General features: G+C 66.3%; 17 protein-coding genes. 1 reads left to right on the forward strand and 16 read right to left on the reverse strand.

Annotated elements, in window-relative coordinates:
• Positions 1–49: 49 nt before the first annotated feature.
• From BCO18175_RS00185 to BCO18175_RS00235, 11 genes are all read right to left on the reverse strand, one after another.
• Complete coding sequence (locus BCO18175_RS00185) at positions 50–544, reverse strand: CvpA family protein (protein WP_039358324.1); 495 nt, start codon at positions 542–544, stop codon at positions 50–52.
• 6 nt (positions 545–550) lie between these two features.
• On the reverse strand, positions 551–1,387 hold the full coding sequence (locus tag BCO18175_RS00190; RefSeq protein ID WP_174978874.1) for an SPOR domain-containing protein: 837 nt from the start codon (positions 1,385–1,387) through the stop codon (positions 551–553).
• Positions 1,388–1,416: 29 nt separating this feature from the next.
• Complete coding sequence (gene folC / locus BCO18175_RS00195) at positions 1,417–2,727, reverse strand: bifunctional tetrahydrofolate synthase/dihydrofolate synthase (RefSeq protein ID WP_174978875.1); 1,311 nt, start codon at positions 2,725–2,727, stop codon at positions 1,417–1,419.
• Positions 2,728–2,827: 100 nt separating this feature from the next.
• The gene (gene accD / locus BCO18175_RS00200; RefSeq protein ID WP_174978876.1) at positions 2,828–3,700 is read right to left on the reverse strand and encodes an acetyl-CoA carboxylase, carboxyltransferase subunit beta; all 873 of its coding nucleotides are present in this window, start codon (positions 3,698–3,700) and stop codon (positions 2,828–2,830) included.
• Positions 3,701–3,764: 64 nt separating this feature from the next.
• Entirely contained in the window at positions 3,765–4,580 is an 816-nt protein-coding gene (gene trpA, locus BCO18175_RS00205; protein ID WP_174978877.1) for a tryptophan synthase subunit alpha, read from the reverse strand.
• Positions 4,581–4,621: 41 nt separating this feature from the next.
• Positions 4,622–5,473 (reverse strand): DNA-methyltransferase, encoded by an 852-nt coding sequence (locus BCO18175_RS00210; RefSeq protein ID WP_174978878.1) that lies wholly within the window; start codon positions 5,471–5,473, stop codon positions 4,622–4,624.
• A 9-nt stretch (positions 5,474–5,482) separates the two neighbouring features.
• The gene (gene trpB, locus BCO18175_RS00215) at positions 5,483–6,676 is read right to left on the reverse strand and encodes a tryptophan synthase subunit beta (protein WP_011355719.1); all 1,194 of its coding nucleotides are present in this window, start codon (positions 6,674–6,676) and stop codon (positions 5,483–5,485) included.
• Positions 6,677–6,731: 55 nt separating this feature from the next.
• Positions 6,732–7,433, reverse strand: coding sequence for a phosphoribosylanthranilate isomerase (locus BCO18175_RS00220; protein ID WP_174911402.1), 702 nt, complete (start codon positions 7,431–7,433; stop codon positions 6,732–6,734).
• A complete protein-coding gene (gene truA / locus BCO18175_RS00225) occupies positions 7,430–8,242 on the reverse strand; it encodes a tRNA pseudouridine(38-40) synthase TruA (protein WP_174970831.1) in 813 nt (270 codons plus the stop codon). The genes BCO18175_RS00220 and truA overlap by 4 nt, the downstream gene beginning before the upstream one ends.
• Positions 8,242–10,446 (reverse strand): FimV/HubP family polar landmark protein, encoded by a 2,205-nt coding sequence (locus tag BCO18175_RS00230; protein ID WP_174978879.1) that lies wholly within the window; start codon positions 10,444–10,446, stop codon positions 8,242–8,244. The genes truA and BCO18175_RS00230 overlap by 1 nt, the downstream gene beginning before the upstream one ends.
• A gap of 411 nt (positions 10,447–10,857) precedes the next feature.
• Positions 10,858–11,058, reverse strand: a complete 201-nt coding sequence (locus tag BCO18175_RS00235) for a hypothetical protein (protein WP_174978880.1) — start codon at positions 11,056–11,058, stop codon at positions 10,858–10,860.
• Between the two features lie 234 nt (positions 11,059–11,292).
• On the opposite strand from BCO18175_RS00235, the gene flgE reads away from it, so the two are divergent.
• The gene (gene flgE / locus BCO18175_RS00240) at positions 11,293–12,537 is read left to right on the forward strand and encodes a flagellar hook protein FlgE (protein ID WP_174911284.1); all 1,245 of its coding nucleotides are present in this window, start codon (positions 11,293–11,295) and stop codon (positions 12,535–12,537) included.
• 105 nt (positions 12,538–12,642) lie between these two features.
• Here flgE and asd read toward each other — a convergent pair whose 3' ends face one another.
• From asd to leuC, 5 genes are all read right to left on the reverse strand, one after another.
• The gene (gene asd / locus BCO18175_RS00245) at positions 12,643–13,764 is read right to left on the reverse strand and encodes an aspartate-semialdehyde dehydrogenase (RefSeq protein ID WP_174978881.1); all 1,122 of its coding nucleotides are present in this window, start codon (positions 13,762–13,764) and stop codon (positions 12,643–12,645) included.
• 299 nt (positions 13,765–14,063) lie between these two features.
• A complete protein-coding gene (leuB, locus tag BCO18175_RS00250) occupies positions 14,064–15,131 on the reverse strand; it encodes a 3-isopropylmalate dehydrogenase (RefSeq protein WP_174978882.1) in 1,068 nt (355 codons plus the stop codon).
• Between the two features lie 79 nt (positions 15,132–15,210).
• The gene (gene leuD, locus BCO18175_RS00255) at positions 15,211–15,861 is read right to left on the reverse strand and encodes a 3-isopropylmalate dehydratase small subunit (RefSeq protein WP_174911287.1); all 651 of its coding nucleotides are present in this window, start codon (positions 15,859–15,861) and stop codon (positions 15,211–15,213) included.
• A 67-nt stretch (positions 15,862–15,928) separates the two neighbouring features.
• The gene (locus tag BCO18175_RS00260) at positions 15,929–16,075 is read right to left on the reverse strand and encodes an entericidin A/B family lipoprotein (protein ID WP_085041497.1); all 147 of its coding nucleotides are present in this window, start codon (positions 16,073–16,075) and stop codon (positions 15,929–15,931) included.
• Complete coding sequence (leuC, locus tag BCO18175_RS00265; protein ID WP_174978883.1) at positions 16,072–17,487, reverse strand: 3-isopropylmalate dehydratase large subunit; 1,416 nt, start codon at positions 17,485–17,487, stop codon at positions 16,072–16,074. The genes BCO18175_RS00260 and leuC overlap by 4 nt, the downstream gene beginning before the upstream one ends.
• Positions 17,488–17,582: the final 95 nt, after the last annotated feature.

Raw genomic sequence — 17,582 nt, forward strand, 5'->3', positions numbered from 1 at the left:
CATGTCCTTCAGAATGACAAAATCGGTTCCGTCCTGCCCGGCCGCGTCGTCACACGCGTACGTACTGGGCCATGCCGTCGGGCAAGAGCTGCTTCAGCTCGTGCACGCCCTGTTCGGCAAAAGGACGCAATAGCGCATTGCGCCAGAAATCCTGTTTGGGCAGTTCGGTCAGCCCGGCCGCCGCGACCAGCAGCACCACCAGCACGCAGCCGCGGACGAGCCCGAACATCATGCCCAGCGAGCGGTCGACGCCGCCCAGGCCACTCGCCTGCGCGATCCGCGACAGCAGCGCGTTCGCGACACCGGCGACCAGCACCACGCCGATCACGACCAACGCGAAGGCGATCACCCACTGCGTCAGCGCACCGCCCGGCCAGTTCGCCGGGATATACGGCACGACCAGTCCGACGTAGCGGCCCGCGATCACGATCGCAGCGATCCAGCCGATCAGCCCGAAAATCTCGGACACGAAGCCGCGCCACGCACCGCGCAGCGCCGACAACGCGATCACCGCCAATACAGCGTAGTCGAAAGCAGTCAGCATCGTGCGTTACTGCGTCAGACCGGCTTCGCGCACCTTCGCGATCGCGGCGGAAGCCGCCGCGCGATCCGCGAACGGGCCTGCTCGCAACAGTGTAGCCGTGCTGCCGTCCGCCTGCTTGCGATGCTCGACATATGCGGGCACGCCCGCCGATTTCAACTTGGTGGCCCACGAACGGGCCGTCGCGTCGTCCTTGAACGAACCGAGCTGCACCGCGAAGCGCGCACCGGCCGGCGACGACGGCGACGAAGCGTCGCTGCTGTCCGGGCTGGCGGCGTCGGCATTCGCGACGGCCGCAGGTGCAGGCTTCGGCGCAGCCGGCTTCGCCACCGGGGCAGCCGGTTTCGGCGCGGGCTTCGGCGGCGTCACGCTCGCCGTGGTCGTGGTATCGGGTTTCGCGGCCGGCTTGTCGGCATCTTTCGGCGCGGGCGCCGGCGCTGCCGCCACGGCCACATCGGATGCCGGCGGTTCGTCATGCGCAACGCCTGCCTGCACATCGGATGCGTCATCGTCGCGCGGCGCGACCGCCTGGTGCGCGGGCCGGTTCGGAATGTCGATCGCGATGTCGTCCGTCACCGGCTTCGGGTGCGAATCGAGCACCATCGGCAGCACGATCACGGCCGCGACGACGAGCGCGATCGCGCCGACGAGGCGACGGCGCGCGCGTTGCTTTTCTGGAAGGGTCGGATCGAGGAGCAGTGCGTCCGATTCCGGACGCTCGGTGCGGCGCGAGCGTCGCTCGACGCGTTCAGTGCGCTCCGTGCGCACGTTCCGGGAGGTCCCGGTGCGACCGCCGCGCCGCGGGGGCGCGTCGTCGTCTTTTTTGCCGAACGAGAAAATTCCCATGAATGGCTGAGTCCGAAACTGCCCGTCAGTCAGTGTTGCTGCGATTTACGGTAGGCCAGCACGCCGGCAACCGTATGGAAACTGCCGAAAACCACGATTCTATCATTCTCGGATGCTCTTTTTAGTGCATCGCGAAACGCTTCGGCGGGCGACGTGTAACGCGTGACGCTCGAATCGGGCCCCTCCTCCACGCCGGCCTTGCGCAGCGCGGCTTCGAGCTGCTCCGCGGAGGCCGCGCGCGGCAGCGGCAGGTCGGTCACGCACCAGTGGTCGATCTCGCCCTTCAGGTGCTGCAGCACGCCGTCGATGTCTTTGTCGTGCATCGCGCCGAACACCGCGTACGTGTACGGGAAGAAGCCCATGTTGCCGAGGTTCTGCTCGAGCACGGCCGATGCATGCGGGTTGTGCGCGACGTCGAGCACGATCGCCGGCTTGCCGGGCAGCACCTGGAAGCGACCCGGCAGCTCGACGTTCGCGAGGCCCAGCCGGATGTCCTGCGCGGATACCGGCAGCACCGGGCGCAGCGCTTCGAGCGCGGCAAGCGCGGCCGATGCATTGATCAGCTGATTCGCGCCGCGCAGCGCCGGATACGCGAGCGCCGGATAGCGCTTCTCGCGGCCGAGGTAGCTCCACTGCTGGCGCTCCGCGCCTGCCTGCGCCTCGTAGCGGAAATCGCGGCCAACGAGCCACAGGTCGGCGCCGACCGCTTCGGCGTGGTCGATCAGTGTTTGCGGCGCGGCCGGATCGCCGCAGATCGCCGGCTTGCCGGCACGGAAGATCCCGGCCTTCTCGAACGCGATCTTCTCGCGCGTGTCGCCGAGATACTCGGTGTGGTCGATGTCGATGCTCGTGACGATCGCGCAATCGGTATCGATGATGTTGACGGCATCGAGCCGGCCGCCGAGGCCGACTTCGAGGATCACCGCGTCGAGCCCCCGCGACGCGAACAGGTGCAGGATCGCGAGCGTCGTGAATTCGAAGTACGTGAGCGACACGGGCTCGGGCAGCGACGTGCGCGCGGCTTCGACGGCCTCGAAGTGCGGCAGCAGCTCGTCATCGGTGACGTTCTGCCCGTTCACGCGCGCACGCTCGTTGAATTCGAGCAGGTGCGGCGACGTGTGGCAGCCGACCTTGTATCCGGCGCGCACGAGAATCGTCTCGAGGAACGCGCAGGTCGAGCCCTTGCCGTTCGTGCCGCCGACGGTAATGACGGGGCACGCGAATTCGAGCTGCAGCGCCGCCTTGACCTGCCCGATGCGGGTCAGGCCCATGTCGATGCCGACCGGGTGCGCGCGTTCGAGATGCGAAAGCCACGCGTCGAGAGTGGGAAAAGTGCTCATCGGTTCAAATCTGGATCGGGACCGCCACTACGCCAAAAAACGAAGCGCGCCGCCTGACGCTGAAGCCAGGCGACGCGCAGTGTTCACAACCTTGCGCCGGTCAGGCCAGCGCGTCGGTCGGTTGCCGCTGCAGCAGCGCGAGCAGCTGCGCAATCTCGTCGCGCAGCTTGCGACGGTCGACGATCATGTCGATCGCGCCCGTCTTCAGCAGGAATTCGGCGCGCTGGAAACCTTCCGGCAGCTTCTCGCGGACCGTCTGCTCGATCACGCGCGGGCCGGCGAAGCCGATCAGCGCCTTCGGTTCGGCGATCACGACGTCGCCGAGGAACGCAAAGCTCGCCGACACGCCACCCATCGTCGGGTCGGTCAGTACCGAAATGAACGGCAGCTTCGCTTCGGCCAGCTTGGTCAGCATCGCGGTGGTTTTCGCCATCTGCATCAGCGACAGCAGGCTTTCCTGCATCCGCGCACCACCCGAAGCGGTGAAGCAGATGAACGGCACCTGCTGTTCCAGCGCGTTCTGCGCGCCGCGTGCGAAGCGCTCGCCGACCACCGAGCCCATCGAGCCGCCCATGAACGAGAACTCGAAGCAGGCCGCGACCACCGGCAGCGTGTGAATCGCACCGCCCATCACGACCATCGCGTCGGTTTCACCCGTGTCCTCCATCGCTTCCTTCAGACGATCGGGGTACTTGCGGCTGTCCTTGAACTTCAGCGTGTCGACCGGCACGATTTCCTGGCCGATCTCGTAGCGGCCTTCCGGATCGAGCAGCCCGTCGAGGCGTTCACGCGCGCCGATGCGCATGTGGTGATCGCACTTCGGGCAAACGTGCAGGTTCGCGTCCACGTCATTGCGGTACAGCACGGCCTCGCAGGACGGGCACTTGACCCACAGGCCTTCCGGAATGCCCTTGCGGCTTTTCGGGTCGGTCTGCTTGATCTTCGGCGGCAACAGTTTGTCGAGCCAGCTCATCGTATGGTTTCCTGTTCCGTGGCGGGCCGGGCCGCATGGCCCGTTCCCGCTTCCTGTGTTGTGTTTATCGCGCCGTCTTGCCCGCGCCGTCCAGGGCGGCGCGCAGCTCGGCGATGAAAGTCTTCAGCGCGGCCGCGGCACCCTCCGGCACGGCGCTTTCGAGCAGCTGCACGAGGCGGCTGCCGATCACGACGGCGTCCGACACCTCGGCCACCGCGCGCGCCGTTTCAGCGTCGCGGATGCCGAAGCCGACGCCCACCGGAACCGGCACGCGCGACTTGATGGCCGGGATTTTACCCGCAATGCTCGAAACATCCAGATTTCCTGCGCCGGTCACGCCCTTGAGCGACACGTAATACACGTAGCCGCTCGCGATCTTGCCGACGTCGGCAATGCGTTCGTCGGTCGACGTGGGCGCGAGCAGGAAGATCGGATCGATCTGCGCGGCGCGCATTTTCTCGGCGAACACGCCCGCCTCTTCCGGCGGATAGTCGACGACGAGCACGCCGTCGACCCCGGCCGCCTGGGCTTCGGCCGCGAACGTGTCGACGCCCATCCGCTCGATCGGGTTCGCATAGCCCATCAGCACGACGGGGGTTTTGGGGTCGGTTTCGCGAAAGCGCTTCACGTCGGCGAGCACGCTCTTCAGCGTGACGCCGCGCGCGAGTGCGCGCTCCGACGAGCGCTGGATCACGGGGCCGTCGGCCATCGGGTCCGAGAACGGCACGCCGAGTTCGATCACGTCCGCGCCGCCTTCGGCGAGCGCGTGCATGAATTCGACGGTTTTGGCGGGATCGGGGTCGCCGGCCGTGATGAACGGGATCAGGCCCTTACGGCCTTGTTCGGCGAGCGCGGCGAAGGTCTGCTGAATACGGGACATGGCAATTTTCCTTGATGCGTTCGGCGATGCGGCGGCGCGATTCACGCGCACGCCGGCGCGGCGAGCGCGTTCACGCGCTCGTGCGCGATCGCACAATAGCTTTCGTTGATCTCGTAGCCGACGAAGTCGCGCCCCTGCCGTGCGCAGGCCACCGCGGTCGTGCCGCTGCCCATGAACGGATCGAGCACGCGGCCGCCCGGCGGGCAGCTTGCGAGCACCATCCGCTCGATGATTTCCAGCGGCTTCTGGGTCGGATGATCGACGCGCTCCGCGTGCTGCCGGTGCAGGCGCGAGACCGACCAGACGTCCTTCGGGTTGTAGCCCATCTCCAGCCACTTGCTGCCTTCGAACAGCTTGCGCGAGCGGGCCTTCTTCGTGTCGGCGTCGTACGGGATGCGGACCGGATCGAGATCGAAGTAATACGCCTTGGAAACCGCGAAAAAGCCGATGTTGTCGTGCACCGACGTGAAACGGCGCGTCGTGCCGCCCATGCTCGGCACGCGTCGGTCCCAGATGATCTCGTTGACCATCGTGAGTTGCGTCTTCAGGAAACTGAAGATTTCCGGCGCGTACTGCCACGTGCAGAAGATGTACATCGACCCGCTTGGCTTCAGCTTCGGAATCGCGAGCTCGAGCCACCCGCGCGTCCACGCGAGAAAATCGTCGCCCGAACGCTTGTCCGAATCGTTGCCGTAGTCCTTGCCGAGCCCGTACGGCGGATCGGCGACGATCAGGTCGATCGACGCGTCCGGCAGGTGCGCGGCATGGGTCAGGAAATCGCGGTTATGCAGTTCGATACCGGACGGCAGCACGCGCGGCTCGGCAGCGGCGGGCTGAATCGCCCCCGCCTCGCTCGCGGCGCCGCCGCCCGGTTCTTCGATCAGGTCACGCATCGGTCGGGGTCAGAGCTCGATGCCCGATCGCTCGGCGACCGTGTGCATGTCCTTGTCGCCGCGGCCCGACAGGTTGACGAGCAGGATCTTGTCCTTCGGCAACGTCGGCGCGAGCTTCACGCCATACGCGATCGCATGGCTCGACTCGAGCGCGGGAATGATCCCCTCGATCCGGCAGCAGTCGTGAAACGCCTTCAGCGCTTCCTCGTCGGTGATGCCGACGTACTGCGCACGGCCGCTGTCCTTCAGCCACGCGTGCTCGGGGCCGACGCCCGGATAGTCGAGGCCCGCCGACACCGAATGCGTCTCGATGATCTGGCCGTTGTCGTCCTGCAGCAGGTAGGTACGGTTGCCGTGCAGCACGCCCGGGCTGCCCGCGATCAGCGATGCCGCGTGATGGCCCGTGTCGAGGCCGTCGCCGGCTGCTTCGACGCCGATCAGCTGCACCGAGGTGTCGTCGATGTACGGATAGAAGATGCCCATCGCGTTCGAGCCGCCGCCGACGCAGGCGATCACCGCGTCCGGCTGCCGGCCGGTCATTTCCGGCATCTGCACCTTGCACTCGTCGCCGATCACGCGCTGGAAGTCGCGCACCATCATCGGGTACGGGTGCGGGCCCGCGACCGTGCCGATGATGTAGAACGTGTTCTCGATGTTCGTGACCCAGTCGCGCATCGCTTCGTTCAGCGCGTCCTTCAGCGTGCGCGAACCCGATTCGACCGGCACGACAGTCGCGCCGAGCAGCTTCATCCGGTAGACGTTCGCGGCCTGGCGGCGCACGTCTTCCGAACCCATGTAGACGACGCACTCCATCCCGAAGCGCGCGCAGATCGTCGCGGTCGCGACGCCGTGCTGGCCGGCGCCCGTCTCGGCGATCACGCGCTTCTTGCCCATGCGCTTCGCGAGCAGCGCCTGGCCGATCACGTTGTTGATCTTGTGCGCGCCCGTGTGGTTCAGGTCTTCGCGCTTCAGGTAGATCTGCGCGCCGCCAAGCGTCTCGCTCCAGCGCTGCGCGTGATAGATCGGCGACGGGCGGCCGACGAAATGCTTCAGCTCGCGCTCGAATTCGGCGACGAAATCGGGATCGTTCTGGAATTTTTCATACGCCGCGCGCAGTTCGTCCAGCGCGTGAATCAGCGTCTCGGCGACAAACGTGCCGCCATACGGGCCGAAGTGGCCGCGATCATCAGGAAGGTTGTACATGGTGTCTCTCTCGATCGGTCGGTGCGCCCCGCTTTCGGGGCCGCACCGGCTTGCATCACCGGGCGTCCGCTTCGCGCACCGCGCGTACGAACGCCGCCATCCGGGCGTGATCCTTCACGCCCTTCGCGCCCTCCACTTCGATGCCACTCGAGACATCGACAGCAAACGGGCGCAACTGGCGAATCGCATCACCGACGTTTTGCGCGCTCAAGCCACCACTCAAAACGGCCCGATGCGCGAGCTCTGCGGGAATAAGAGACCAATCGAAGACCTTGCCGCTACCGCCGTAATCCGGCACCAGGGTGTCGAACAAGAGGCCGCGCGCTTTCGAATAATGAAGACCCGATTCTACCAAATCGGCCGATTGCGTCGAGGGGCCGACGCGCACCGCGCGCAGCCACGGCAGGCGTGCCGCGCGGCCGAGCGCGTCGCACTGTTCGGGCGTCTCGTCGCCATGGAACTGCAGCAGCGTGAGCGGCACGTCGCGCACGACAGCCTCGATCTCGGCTTCGGTCGCATTCACGAACAGCCCGACCACCGACACGAACGGCGGCGCGAGGCGCGCCAGCTCGGCCGCCTGCGCGATCGACACCGCGCGCGGGCTCTTCGGATAGAACACGAGGCCGATCGCATCGGCGCCGAGCGCCGCCGCGTGCAGCACGTCCTCGGGGCGCGACAGCCCGCACAGCTTGATGCGCGTGCGCGGCGGCAGGCCGGCCGGGTCGGAAGTCGAGGAAGACACGGCGTGATCCGTCATGATTGAGGGTCCAGATCGGCCCAGACGCTGCTCCACGGCACGCTGCCGAGCTGCGCGGGCGGGACGGCGAATTCCGCCGGGTAGCCGACGTGGGCGAGGTACAGCCCGTCGGCCATGAACGTGGGCGCCGCAAGGTTGCGGTCGCGCCCGGCCAGCACGTCGGCGAGCCAATCGGCCGGATAGCGGCCGCGACCGACCGCGACGAGGCAGCCCATCAGGTTGCGCACCATGTGATGCAGGAACGCGTTGGCGCGGAAACGGAAATGAATGAAATGGCCCACGCGCCGCACGTCGATCTGGTACAGGTGTTTGACCGGCGTCTTCGACTGGCATTCCGACGACCGGAACGACGAGAAGTCGTGCTCGCCGATCAGGTGTGCGGCGGCGGCGCGCATCGCGTCGTCGTCGAGCGGCGTATGGATCCAGCCCGCGCGCCCCGCCAGCATCGGCGAGCGCACGGGATGCACGTACAGCGTGTAGTAATAGGTGCGCTCGAACGCCGAGAAACGCGCGTGGAACGTGTCCGGCATCGGCTTCGCCCATTGCACCGCCACGGTCGACGGCAGGAACGCGTTGGTGCCGCGCACCCACGAGAAAACCTCGCGATCGAGGTCGGTATCGAAGTGCACGACCTGCCCGAGCCCATGCACGCCTGTATCGGTCCGCCCGGCCACCGTCGTATGCAGCGGCACGCGCGCGAACTCGGCCAGCGCGTGCTCGAGCCGATCCTGCACGGTCTTGCCGTGCGGCTGCGCCTGCCAGCCGCAGAACGCCGCACCGTCGTACTGAATGCCGAGCGCGATCCGCATTACGCCTCTTCCGCCAGTTTCGCGAGCAGCGCACGCGCATCGTCGCGCGTCGCGGCGTCGTTCGCGTCGACCACTTCCTGCAGCAGCGTCCGCGCGCCGGACAGGTCGCCCAGCTCGACGTATTCGGACGCGAGGTCGAGTTTGTTGCGCGCGATGCGGGCAAGCTCGTCCGGCGTCAGCGCCGGCAACGCGGCGCCCGGCGCGGACGGCAGGTCGAGATCGAAATCGAGTTTCAGCGCGCCGAACTGCGCGCCGCCGAGCGGCGGCAGCGACGACGTCGCGAACGGGCTGCCCGATTGGCCGGCAGGCGTCGCTGCGTCGGGATCCCAATCGAACTCGTCGTCCTGATCGGCCGGATGTTCCGGGGCCGGATCGATCGAGCCAATCGGGAGGTGCTGGGCGGCTTGACCGTTAGTTGCGATTTTATCGGCATCGGACTGCCCTGCTTGCGCAACCGGCTCATCCGCCGCCAGCGACGGCTCGTCCGGCGTGCGCGGCGGCAGCGGCATGTCGAGGCTGCTGAGCACGCTGATCGCGTTCTGCATCAGCGCCGCGTGCTGCGCTTCGGTGACCGCGGGTGCGGCCGGTGTCTCGACCGGCGTCTCCACCGGCATCGCTACCCGTGTCTCCACCGATGCCTCGTTCGGCGTCTCTGGCGACGTTTCGACCGGCTTTTCCGCCTGCGTTTCTGCCTGCGTTTCGGTCGCGACCTTTTCGATCGGCTCGGCATCGTGCGAAACCGGAGCCGCCTCGCTTACGGGCGGCACTGCGGCATGCGCGGTCGGCACTTCAGGCTGCTCGACATGCGGCTGCGCCACATCCGACGCCGGCGACACATCCGTATCCGGCACCTCGATCGGCTCCGCCGCTGCGGCAGTCGCCGCGGCAAGGTTCAGGTCGGAAGCGGCATCACGCGCGACCGGCATCTCGGGCCGGATCGGCAGTTCAGCTTCGACAGAAGGCGCGGCTTCGGCTTGCGCAGTGGCAGCCGCAGCCGCGGCACCGCCCGCTGCCGTAGCGGTAGCCCCCGTGTCCGAACCCGCATCGTCCGTGCGCCGGCTCTTCCTGCGCTTGCGCCACGCGAAACCTGCCGCGAGGACGATCACGGCCGCACCGGCCACCGCGGCCGGACGCCAGTCCATCTGCTCGGTACTGCGTGCAGGTGCCGCCACCGGCGCGACCGGTTGCGCGGGCGCCGATACCGATGCCGGCTGCACCGCGCTGGCGGCGACGCCGGACGCGGCTTCGCCTGCCGTCGGCGCAGCAGCGGACGCACCTGCATCACTTGCGGCCGGACGCGGCGCGACAGGTGCAGGAGCCGGAGCCGGCGTGACGTCGTTCGTCGTGGCCGGCTTGCCGATGCCGTGCTTCTGCAATTCCATCAGCACGCGATTCTTCAGCGCCAGCAGTTGCTGCAGGCTCGACGGCCGCGGCTGCGACGCGCCCGTAACGGGCGCCGCACCAGCCGGTTCGTTCATGCCTGAAACCTGGCTGCCCGGCGCAGGCGAAACCGCGGCACCGCTCGCGGACGACGGCACCGACTGGATCGTGCCGCTCCACACATGCGGACCGCTTGCACCGGCAACCGGCGCCGCCGGCTGCATGCTTTCGACAGCCGATGCGCCGTGCGCCGCCGAAGCGCCGATCGATGCCGACGCACCGGCGGCCGTTGCGGCGCTCGCGCCGCTCACCGGCGCCGCATGCACGGCGGGCGCCACCGGCGCGGATTGCACGGCTGATCCCGGATGCGGTGCGGACGCGCCATGCTGCGCGACCGCCGTGCCGCCCGATGCCGCAGCGGGTGCGGAAGCTGCCTCTGCACCGGATGCCGCGGACGCACCGGCCGGCACGAGTGCCGCGCCTGTCGCGTCGAGCGCGGGCACGGTCAGCGTCGCGCCGACTTTCAGGCGGCTCGCGTCGTGCTTCATGAACGCCTGAGGATTGGCGTCGAACAGCGCGCGGCCGGCGCGCGCGAGCACACCGGGATCGCGCGACTGCGTGGCCGCTTTCGCGATGTCGTTCAGCGACTGGCCGGGCTGGACCGTCACGGTAAGCGGCGCCGCGCCGTCGGCAGCGGACGCCGGCAGTTCGCCGGTGCCGGCCGCCCAGGCCGATGCGGTTGCGCCGAGCGCCAGGATCGCCAGCGCGCCACGCACGGCACGCGACAGACGGGACAGACGCGGAAACAAGGAAATTCGGGACATCGTTGGCTCTATCGCCGCGCGCGGGCGCGGCTCGGATTCGCGGTTGAAAGCGTCAATAAAGTTGCCGCAGAAATGCAAAAGCGTCGCGTCGAACGCGACGCTTTCGGAGGCTCTGTGCGTCGTAACCGCGTAGTTTACTTCACGCGATCGCGTTCGGGCCGAATTCGTCGCCGATGGGTGCAACCTGCCGCGCGCGCACATCGACGCACCCTGCGACCGTGCCGCGCTGATGCCCGGTGCGCACACCGAGACCAGCGCCCGCGATCGATCGGACGCACGCCTGCCGCAGTTGAAAAAAAACCCGACCGCATCGCATCCGGAACGATTGTCGCGGCGTTTGCTCGCTCACCGGGTGGCTTGCACAACCGGGGCTCGATGCCGCGCCGCGCCCGGAAAATCGTGCACATTTGCTCAATAATTCACGCCGCCCGCCGTTAATGGATTAACAACAGACAATAAAAATAAATCCAGTCGATCACTCAACCCATTCAAATCAATTTCAATTGATCGATAAGAGGCCAATTCCCCTCTCTTATCGTTGAATTGAACATTTCCACCACCAAACCCCCGCCCCACAAGGCTTTCCAGCCCACACCCCTCTCCATTACTCATACGAAATCCATCATTTCGTAGACAATTCAATTACATTACACAAAATTACACAGATCAAATAATTGCCGTCGCTAGGATCGTCTTCAAACAAGAATCGGCGCAGTTCGACCATCGCGCCCGCACCTGCCGGAAAGGCGGGCACGCGGTCGGCCGGGCTGACGCCGTGAGGTGCCAGGGAGGCATCACGCAGTCGCACGACTGCATTTACTCACCAGCTCGTTACGGGGATCGAACATGGGCTATCAACAGGGTTTGAGCGGGTTGGCCGGCGCGGCGAACCATCTCGACGTGATCGGCAACAACATCGCGAACGCAAACACGGTTGGCTTCAAGCAGGGCCGCGCGAACTTCGCCGACATGTACGCGAATTCGGTCGCGACCTCGACCAATACGCAGATCGGCATCGGCACGCGGCTCACGTCGGTGCAGCAACAATTCGGCCAGGGGACGATCAACACGACGAAGTCGTCGCTCGACATCGCGATCAACGGCAACGGCTTCTTCCAGATGTCGAACAACGGCGTGACGACCTACTCGCGTGACGGCGTATTCCACCGAGACAAGAGCGGCGCCATCGTCGACGCGCAAAACCGCAACCTGATGGGCTATGCGGCAGGCCCGGGCGGCGCGATCAATACGGCGGCGACCGTGCCACTGCAAGCGCCGACCAACAACATCGCACCGCAGGCGACGACGAAGGTCACCGGCCAGTTCAACCTGAACTCGCAGGACAAGGTGCCGGCCAAGACGCCGTTCAACGCGGGCGACAACACGACGTACAACTACAATTCGTCGATCCAGGTGTACGACACGCTCGGCGGCGCGCAACAGGTGTCGATGTATTTCACGAAGAACGCGGCCGGCACCTGGCAGGCCTACGCGGGCGTGCAGGGCCAGACGCCGACGAATCTCGGCACCGTCACGTTCGACGCATCGGGCCGAATCACCTCGACGACGTCGGCCGCAACCGGCCAGCCGACGCCGAGCCTCGGGCAGTTCGCGTTCTCGATCCCGAACGCGTCGGGCGCCGCCAATCCGCAGAACCTGACGCTCGACCTGGGCGGCACGACGCAGTTCGGCGGGAAAAGCGGCGTGAACAATCTCGCGCAGGACGGCTTCGCGAGCGGCACGCTGACGACGTTCTCGATCGGCACCGATGGCAAGCTCACCGGCAATTACTCGAACGGCCAGAGCGCGGTACTCGGCCTGATTGCGCTCGCGAACTTCAACAACCCGAACGGGCTCGAGAACATCGGCGGCAATCAGTACGTGGAAACCTCCGCGTCGGGCGTGCCGCAGATCTCCGCGCCGGGCAGCACGAACCACGGCACGCTGCAGGGGAGCGCGCTGGAAAACTCGAACGTCGACCTGACGACCGAGCTCGTGAACCTGATCAAGGCGCAGCGCGATTACCAGGCCAATGCGCAGACGATCAAGACCCAGCAAACCGTCGACCAGACGCTCCTGAACATGCGCTGACCCGCGCATGAAAAACGCGCCGCGCCAGCCTTGATATCGTCAAGGCCGACGCGGCGCGCAATCTGGTGCACCGCGGCCCGCGTCTCGCGGGCCGGACATGCAGGCTTACTTGTCGAGCAGGATGCGCAGCATGCGGCGCAGCGGCTCGGCCGCGCCCCACAGCAGCTGGTCGCCGACCGTGAACGCCGACAGGTATTCGCCACCCATCGCGAGCTTGCGCAGGCGGCCGACCGGCACCGTCAGCGTGCCCGTGACGTTCGCCGGCGACAGGTCGCGCATCGACGCTTCACGCTCGTTCGGCACGACCTTCACCCAGTCGTTCGCCGATGCGAGGATGCCGTTGATCTCGTCGAGCGGCACGTCCTTGTTCAGCTTGATCGTCAGCGCCTGCGAGTGGCAGCGCATTGCGCCGATCCGCACGCACAGGCCGTCGACCGGAATCGAACCCGGCTCGCCCATGGCCGGCTTGCCGAGGATCTTGTTGGTTTCCGCGCCGCCCTTCCACTCTTCCTTCGACATCCCGTTGCCGAGATCCTTGTCGATCCACGGGATCAGCGAGCCGGCGAGCGGCACGCCGAAGTTGCTCGTCGGCATCGCATCGCTGTTCATCGCGGCCAGCACGCGGCGGTCGATGTCGAGAATCGCGGAAGCCGGATCGGCGAGCTGCTCCTTCACCGCGCCATTCAGCGTGCCCATCTGCGACAGCAGTTCGCGCATGTTCTGCGCGCCCGCGCCCGATGCGGCCTGATAGGTCATCGCCGTCATCCAGTCGACGAGGTTCTCGCGGAACAGGCCGCCGAGCGCCATCAGCATCAGGCTGACCGTGCAGTTGCCGCCGATGAAATTCTTCTGGCCCTTGACGAGCGCGTCCTTGATCACGTCGAGGTTGACCGGATCGAGGATGATGACCGCGTCGTCCTTCATCCGCAGCGACGATGCCGCATCGATCCAGTAGCCATTCCAGCCGGCTGCGCGCAGCTTCGGGAACACGTCATTCGTGTAATCGCCGCCCTGGCACGTGATGATCACGTCGCACTTCTTCAGCTCGTCGACGTTGGTCGCGTCCTTGAGCGTAGTCTCGTTTTTCGCGAACGACGGCGCTTTGCCGCCCGTGTTGCTGGTGCTGAAAAACACCGGTTCGATCAGGTCGAAATCGCCCTCTTCCTGCATGCGCTGCATCAGGACGCTGCCGACCATGCCGCGCCAACCTACGAGACCTACGTTCATGACTAACCCTTTGATGGAGCTTCCCCGCCATTTCCGTCCCCGGTGTGACCGCGCGGGGAAATAGGCGGGCACGACGGACGATCAGCGTTTAATGATCGTTTTCGTGGTAATGGTTTTCGTGATGACGATGGCGCGCGCACCCGCACGGGCAATGTTGCCGTGGAGTTTCAAGACCGGGGAGATCAGGGAAAAATGCGCCATCGTTCGAGTCTACACAAAGCCGGTGGCCCGCACAACGGCCAACCGCACGCGAACCGGCCGATTTCGCGGCCCGTTCGCGCCCTTTCTACATGATTGCGTTACAGCGCCGCGACCACCGCGTCGCCCATCACCGTCGTGCCGACCTGCTGGCAGCCCGGCGTCGCGATGTCGCCCGTACGGTAGCCCTGTTCGAGCACCGTTTTCACCGCGCGCTCGATGCGATCGGCCTGCTCCGCGCGATTCAGCGAGTAGCGCAACATCATCGCGGCCGACAGGATCGTCGCGAGCGGATTCGCGATGCCCTTGCCCGCGATGTCCGGCGCCGAACCGTGCGACGGCTCGTACAGGCCCTTGTTGTTCTTGTCGAGCGACGCCGACGGCAGCATGCCGATCGAGCCCGTCAGCATCGACGCTTCATCCGACAGGATGTCGCCGAACATGTTGCCCGTAACGATCACGTCGAACTGCTTCGGCGCCTTCGCGAGCTGCATCGCCGCGTTGTCGACGTACATGTGCGACAGCTCGACGTCCGCGTATTCCTTCGACACGTCGATCATGATGTCGCGCCAGAACTGCGACGTTTCGAGCACGTTCGCCTTGTCGACCGACAGCAGCTTCTTCGCGCGCTTGCGAGCCGCCTGGAACGCGACGTGCGCGATGCGGCGCACTTCCGGTTCCGAATAGCGCATCGTGTCGAAGCCTTCGCGCTCGCCCGCGAACAGGCCGTCCGGTGCCGCGCGTACACCGCGCGGCTGGCCGAAGTAGATGTCGCCGTTCAGCTCGCGCACGATCAGGATGTCGAGGCCCGCGACCAGCTCGGGCTTCAGCGGCGATGCATCGACGAGCTGCGGATAGCAGATCGCCGGGCGGAAGTTCGCGAACAGCTCGAGGTGCTTGCGCAGCCCGAGGATCGCCTGCTCGGGGCGCAGCGCGCGCTCGAGCGAATCGTACTTCCAGTCACCCACGGCGCCGAACAGGATCGCGTCGGCTTCCTTCGCGAGCTTCAGCGTCGCGTCCGGCAGCGGATGGCCGCTCGCCTCGTAGCCCGCGCCGCCGACCGGCGCCTGTTCGAGTTCGAACTTCTCGTCGAGTGCGTTCAGCACCTTCACCGCTTCATTGACGATTTCCGGACCGATGCCGTCGCCGGGCAGCACTGCAATCTTCATGCGAAATTCCTGACTGGGTAGGTTTTTTTGGAGGCAGGCCGGCGAACGCGCCGCCGGCGCGCCCGCCCGAATGGCGATCTCAGCCGACCAGCTTGGTGTTGAGCCACGGCTGCTTCACGAGGCGCTCGGCCTCGAACTGACGGATCTTGTCCGCGTGGCGCAGCGTGAGGCCGATGTCGTCGAAGCCGTTCAGCAGGCAGTACTTGCGGAACGCGGTGACCTCGAACGGATACTCGCGGCCGTCGCCCGTGCGTACGACCTGCGCGTCGAGGTCGACCGTCACCTCGAAGCCGTTGAACGCGACCGTCTCGTTGAACAGGTGATCGACCTGCTGCTCGGTCAGCACGATCGGCAGCAGGCCGTTCTTGAAGCAGTTGTTGAAGAAAATATCAGCAAAGCTCGGCGCGATGATCGCGCGGAAGCCGTACTGCTGAAGCGCCCACGGCGCGTGCTCGCGCGAGCTGCCGCAGCCGAAGTTCTTGCGCGCGAGCAGCACGGATGCGCCCTGGTAGCGCGGCTGGTTCAGCACGAAGTCGGGATTCAGCGGACGCTTCGAGTTGTCCTGGCCCGGCTCGCCGTGATCGAGGTAACGCCATTCGTCGAACGCATTCGGGCCGAAACCCGTGCGCTTGATCGACTTCAGGAACTGCTTCGGGATGATCGCGTCGGTGTCGACGTTCTCGCGATCGAGCGGCGCCACGACGCCGGTATGCACAGTGAATTTTTCCATGATCCGTCTATCCGGTTGAAGGGCCGGCATCCAGCCGGCGCCCATCGCAAATTCTCGGTCGGCGGCGTCAGTCCGCGGCGCGCTGAAGCGCGTTGCCGGCGGCGTTGACATCCTGGCCGAAGCCTCGGACGGTATTGCAGCCCGCGAGGCCGAAACCCAGCCCCGCCAGCGCCAGTGCGGCAACCAGCCGCGCAATGACCTTCGATGCCGTCACGCGTTCCCCAGCTTGCGAATGTCGACGAAGTGACCTTCGATGGCCGCAGCCGCCGCCATCGCGGGGCTCACGAGGTGCGTGCGGCCGCCCGCGCCCTGCCGGCCTTCGAAGTTGCGGTTCGACGTCGACGCGCAGCGCTCGCCCGGATCGAGTCGGTCGGCGTTCATCGCCAGGCACATCGAGCAGCCCGGTTCGCGCCATTCGAAGCCGGCGTCCGTGAACACCTTGTCGAGCCCTTCGCGCTCGGCCTGCGCCTTCACGAGACCCGAGCCCGGCACGACCATCGCGAGCCGCACGTTCGACGCGACGCGACGGTTCAACTTCTTCACGACATACGCGGCTGCGCGGATGTCCTCGATACGCGCGTTCGTGCACGAGCCGATGAAGATCTTGTCGACCTTGATCGATTCGATCGGCGTGTTCGGCTCGAGCGCCATGTAGGCCAGCGCACGCTCCATCGCGTCGCGCTTGACCGGATCCTTCTCGCGCTCGGGATCGGGCACGCGACCGTCGATCGACGTGACCATTTCCGGCGACGTGCCCCACGTGACCTGCGGGACGATCTCGGCTGCGTTCAGCTCGACCACGCGATCGAACTGCGCGCCTTCGTCCGACTTGAACTGGCGCCAGTATTCGACGGCCTGGCCCCATTCCGCGCCGGTCGGCACGAACGGACGGCCCTTCAGGTAATCGATCGTCGTGTCGTCCACCGCGACCATGCCCGCGCGCGCGCCGGCTTCGATCGCCATGTTGCAGACGGTCATGCGGCCTTCCATCGTCAGCGCGCGGATCGTCGAGCCGCCGAATTCGATCGCGTAGCCCGTGCCGCCTGCGGTGCCGATCTTGCCGATGATCGCGAGCACGATGTCCTTCGCGGTACAACCGCGCGGCAGCGTGCCCTCGACCTTCACGAGCATGTTCTTGCTCTTCTTCTGCAGCAGCGTTTGCGTGGCGAGCACGTGTTCGACTTCCGACGTGCCGATGCCGTGTGCGAGCGCGCCGAACGCGCCGTGCGTCGACGTATGCGAATCGCCGCACACGATCGTCATGCCCGGCAGCGTCGCGCCCTGCTCCGGCCCGATGATGTGGACGATGCCCTGACGCACGTCGTTCATCTTGAACTGCGTGATGCCGAACGCATCGCAGTTCGCGTCGAGCGTGTCGACCTGGAGCTTCGAGACGGGATCGGCGATGCCGTGGCTGCGATCGGTGGTCGGCACGTTGTGGTCCGACACGGCCAGGTTCGCGCTGATGCGCCACACCGGACGCTGCGCCATCTTCAGCCCTTCGAATGCCTGCGGGCTCGTGACTTCATGCAGCAGCTGACGGTCGATGTAGAGCAGAGTCGTGCCGTCTTCCTCGGTGTGGACCACGTGGGTGTTCCACAGTTTGTCGTAGAGAGTCTGTGCCATGGGTATGCGGGGTCGTTGTGACTACAAGCCTTGCGGATGCGGTCGATTATGCCACGCAGAACGCGTCACGGCGCAGGCCGGACGCGAAAAAACCC

The organism is Burkholderia lata, assembly GCF_902499335.1.
GTDB lineage: Bacteria > Pseudomonadota > Gammaproteobacteria > Burkholderiales > Burkholderiaceae > Burkholderia > Burkholderia lata_B.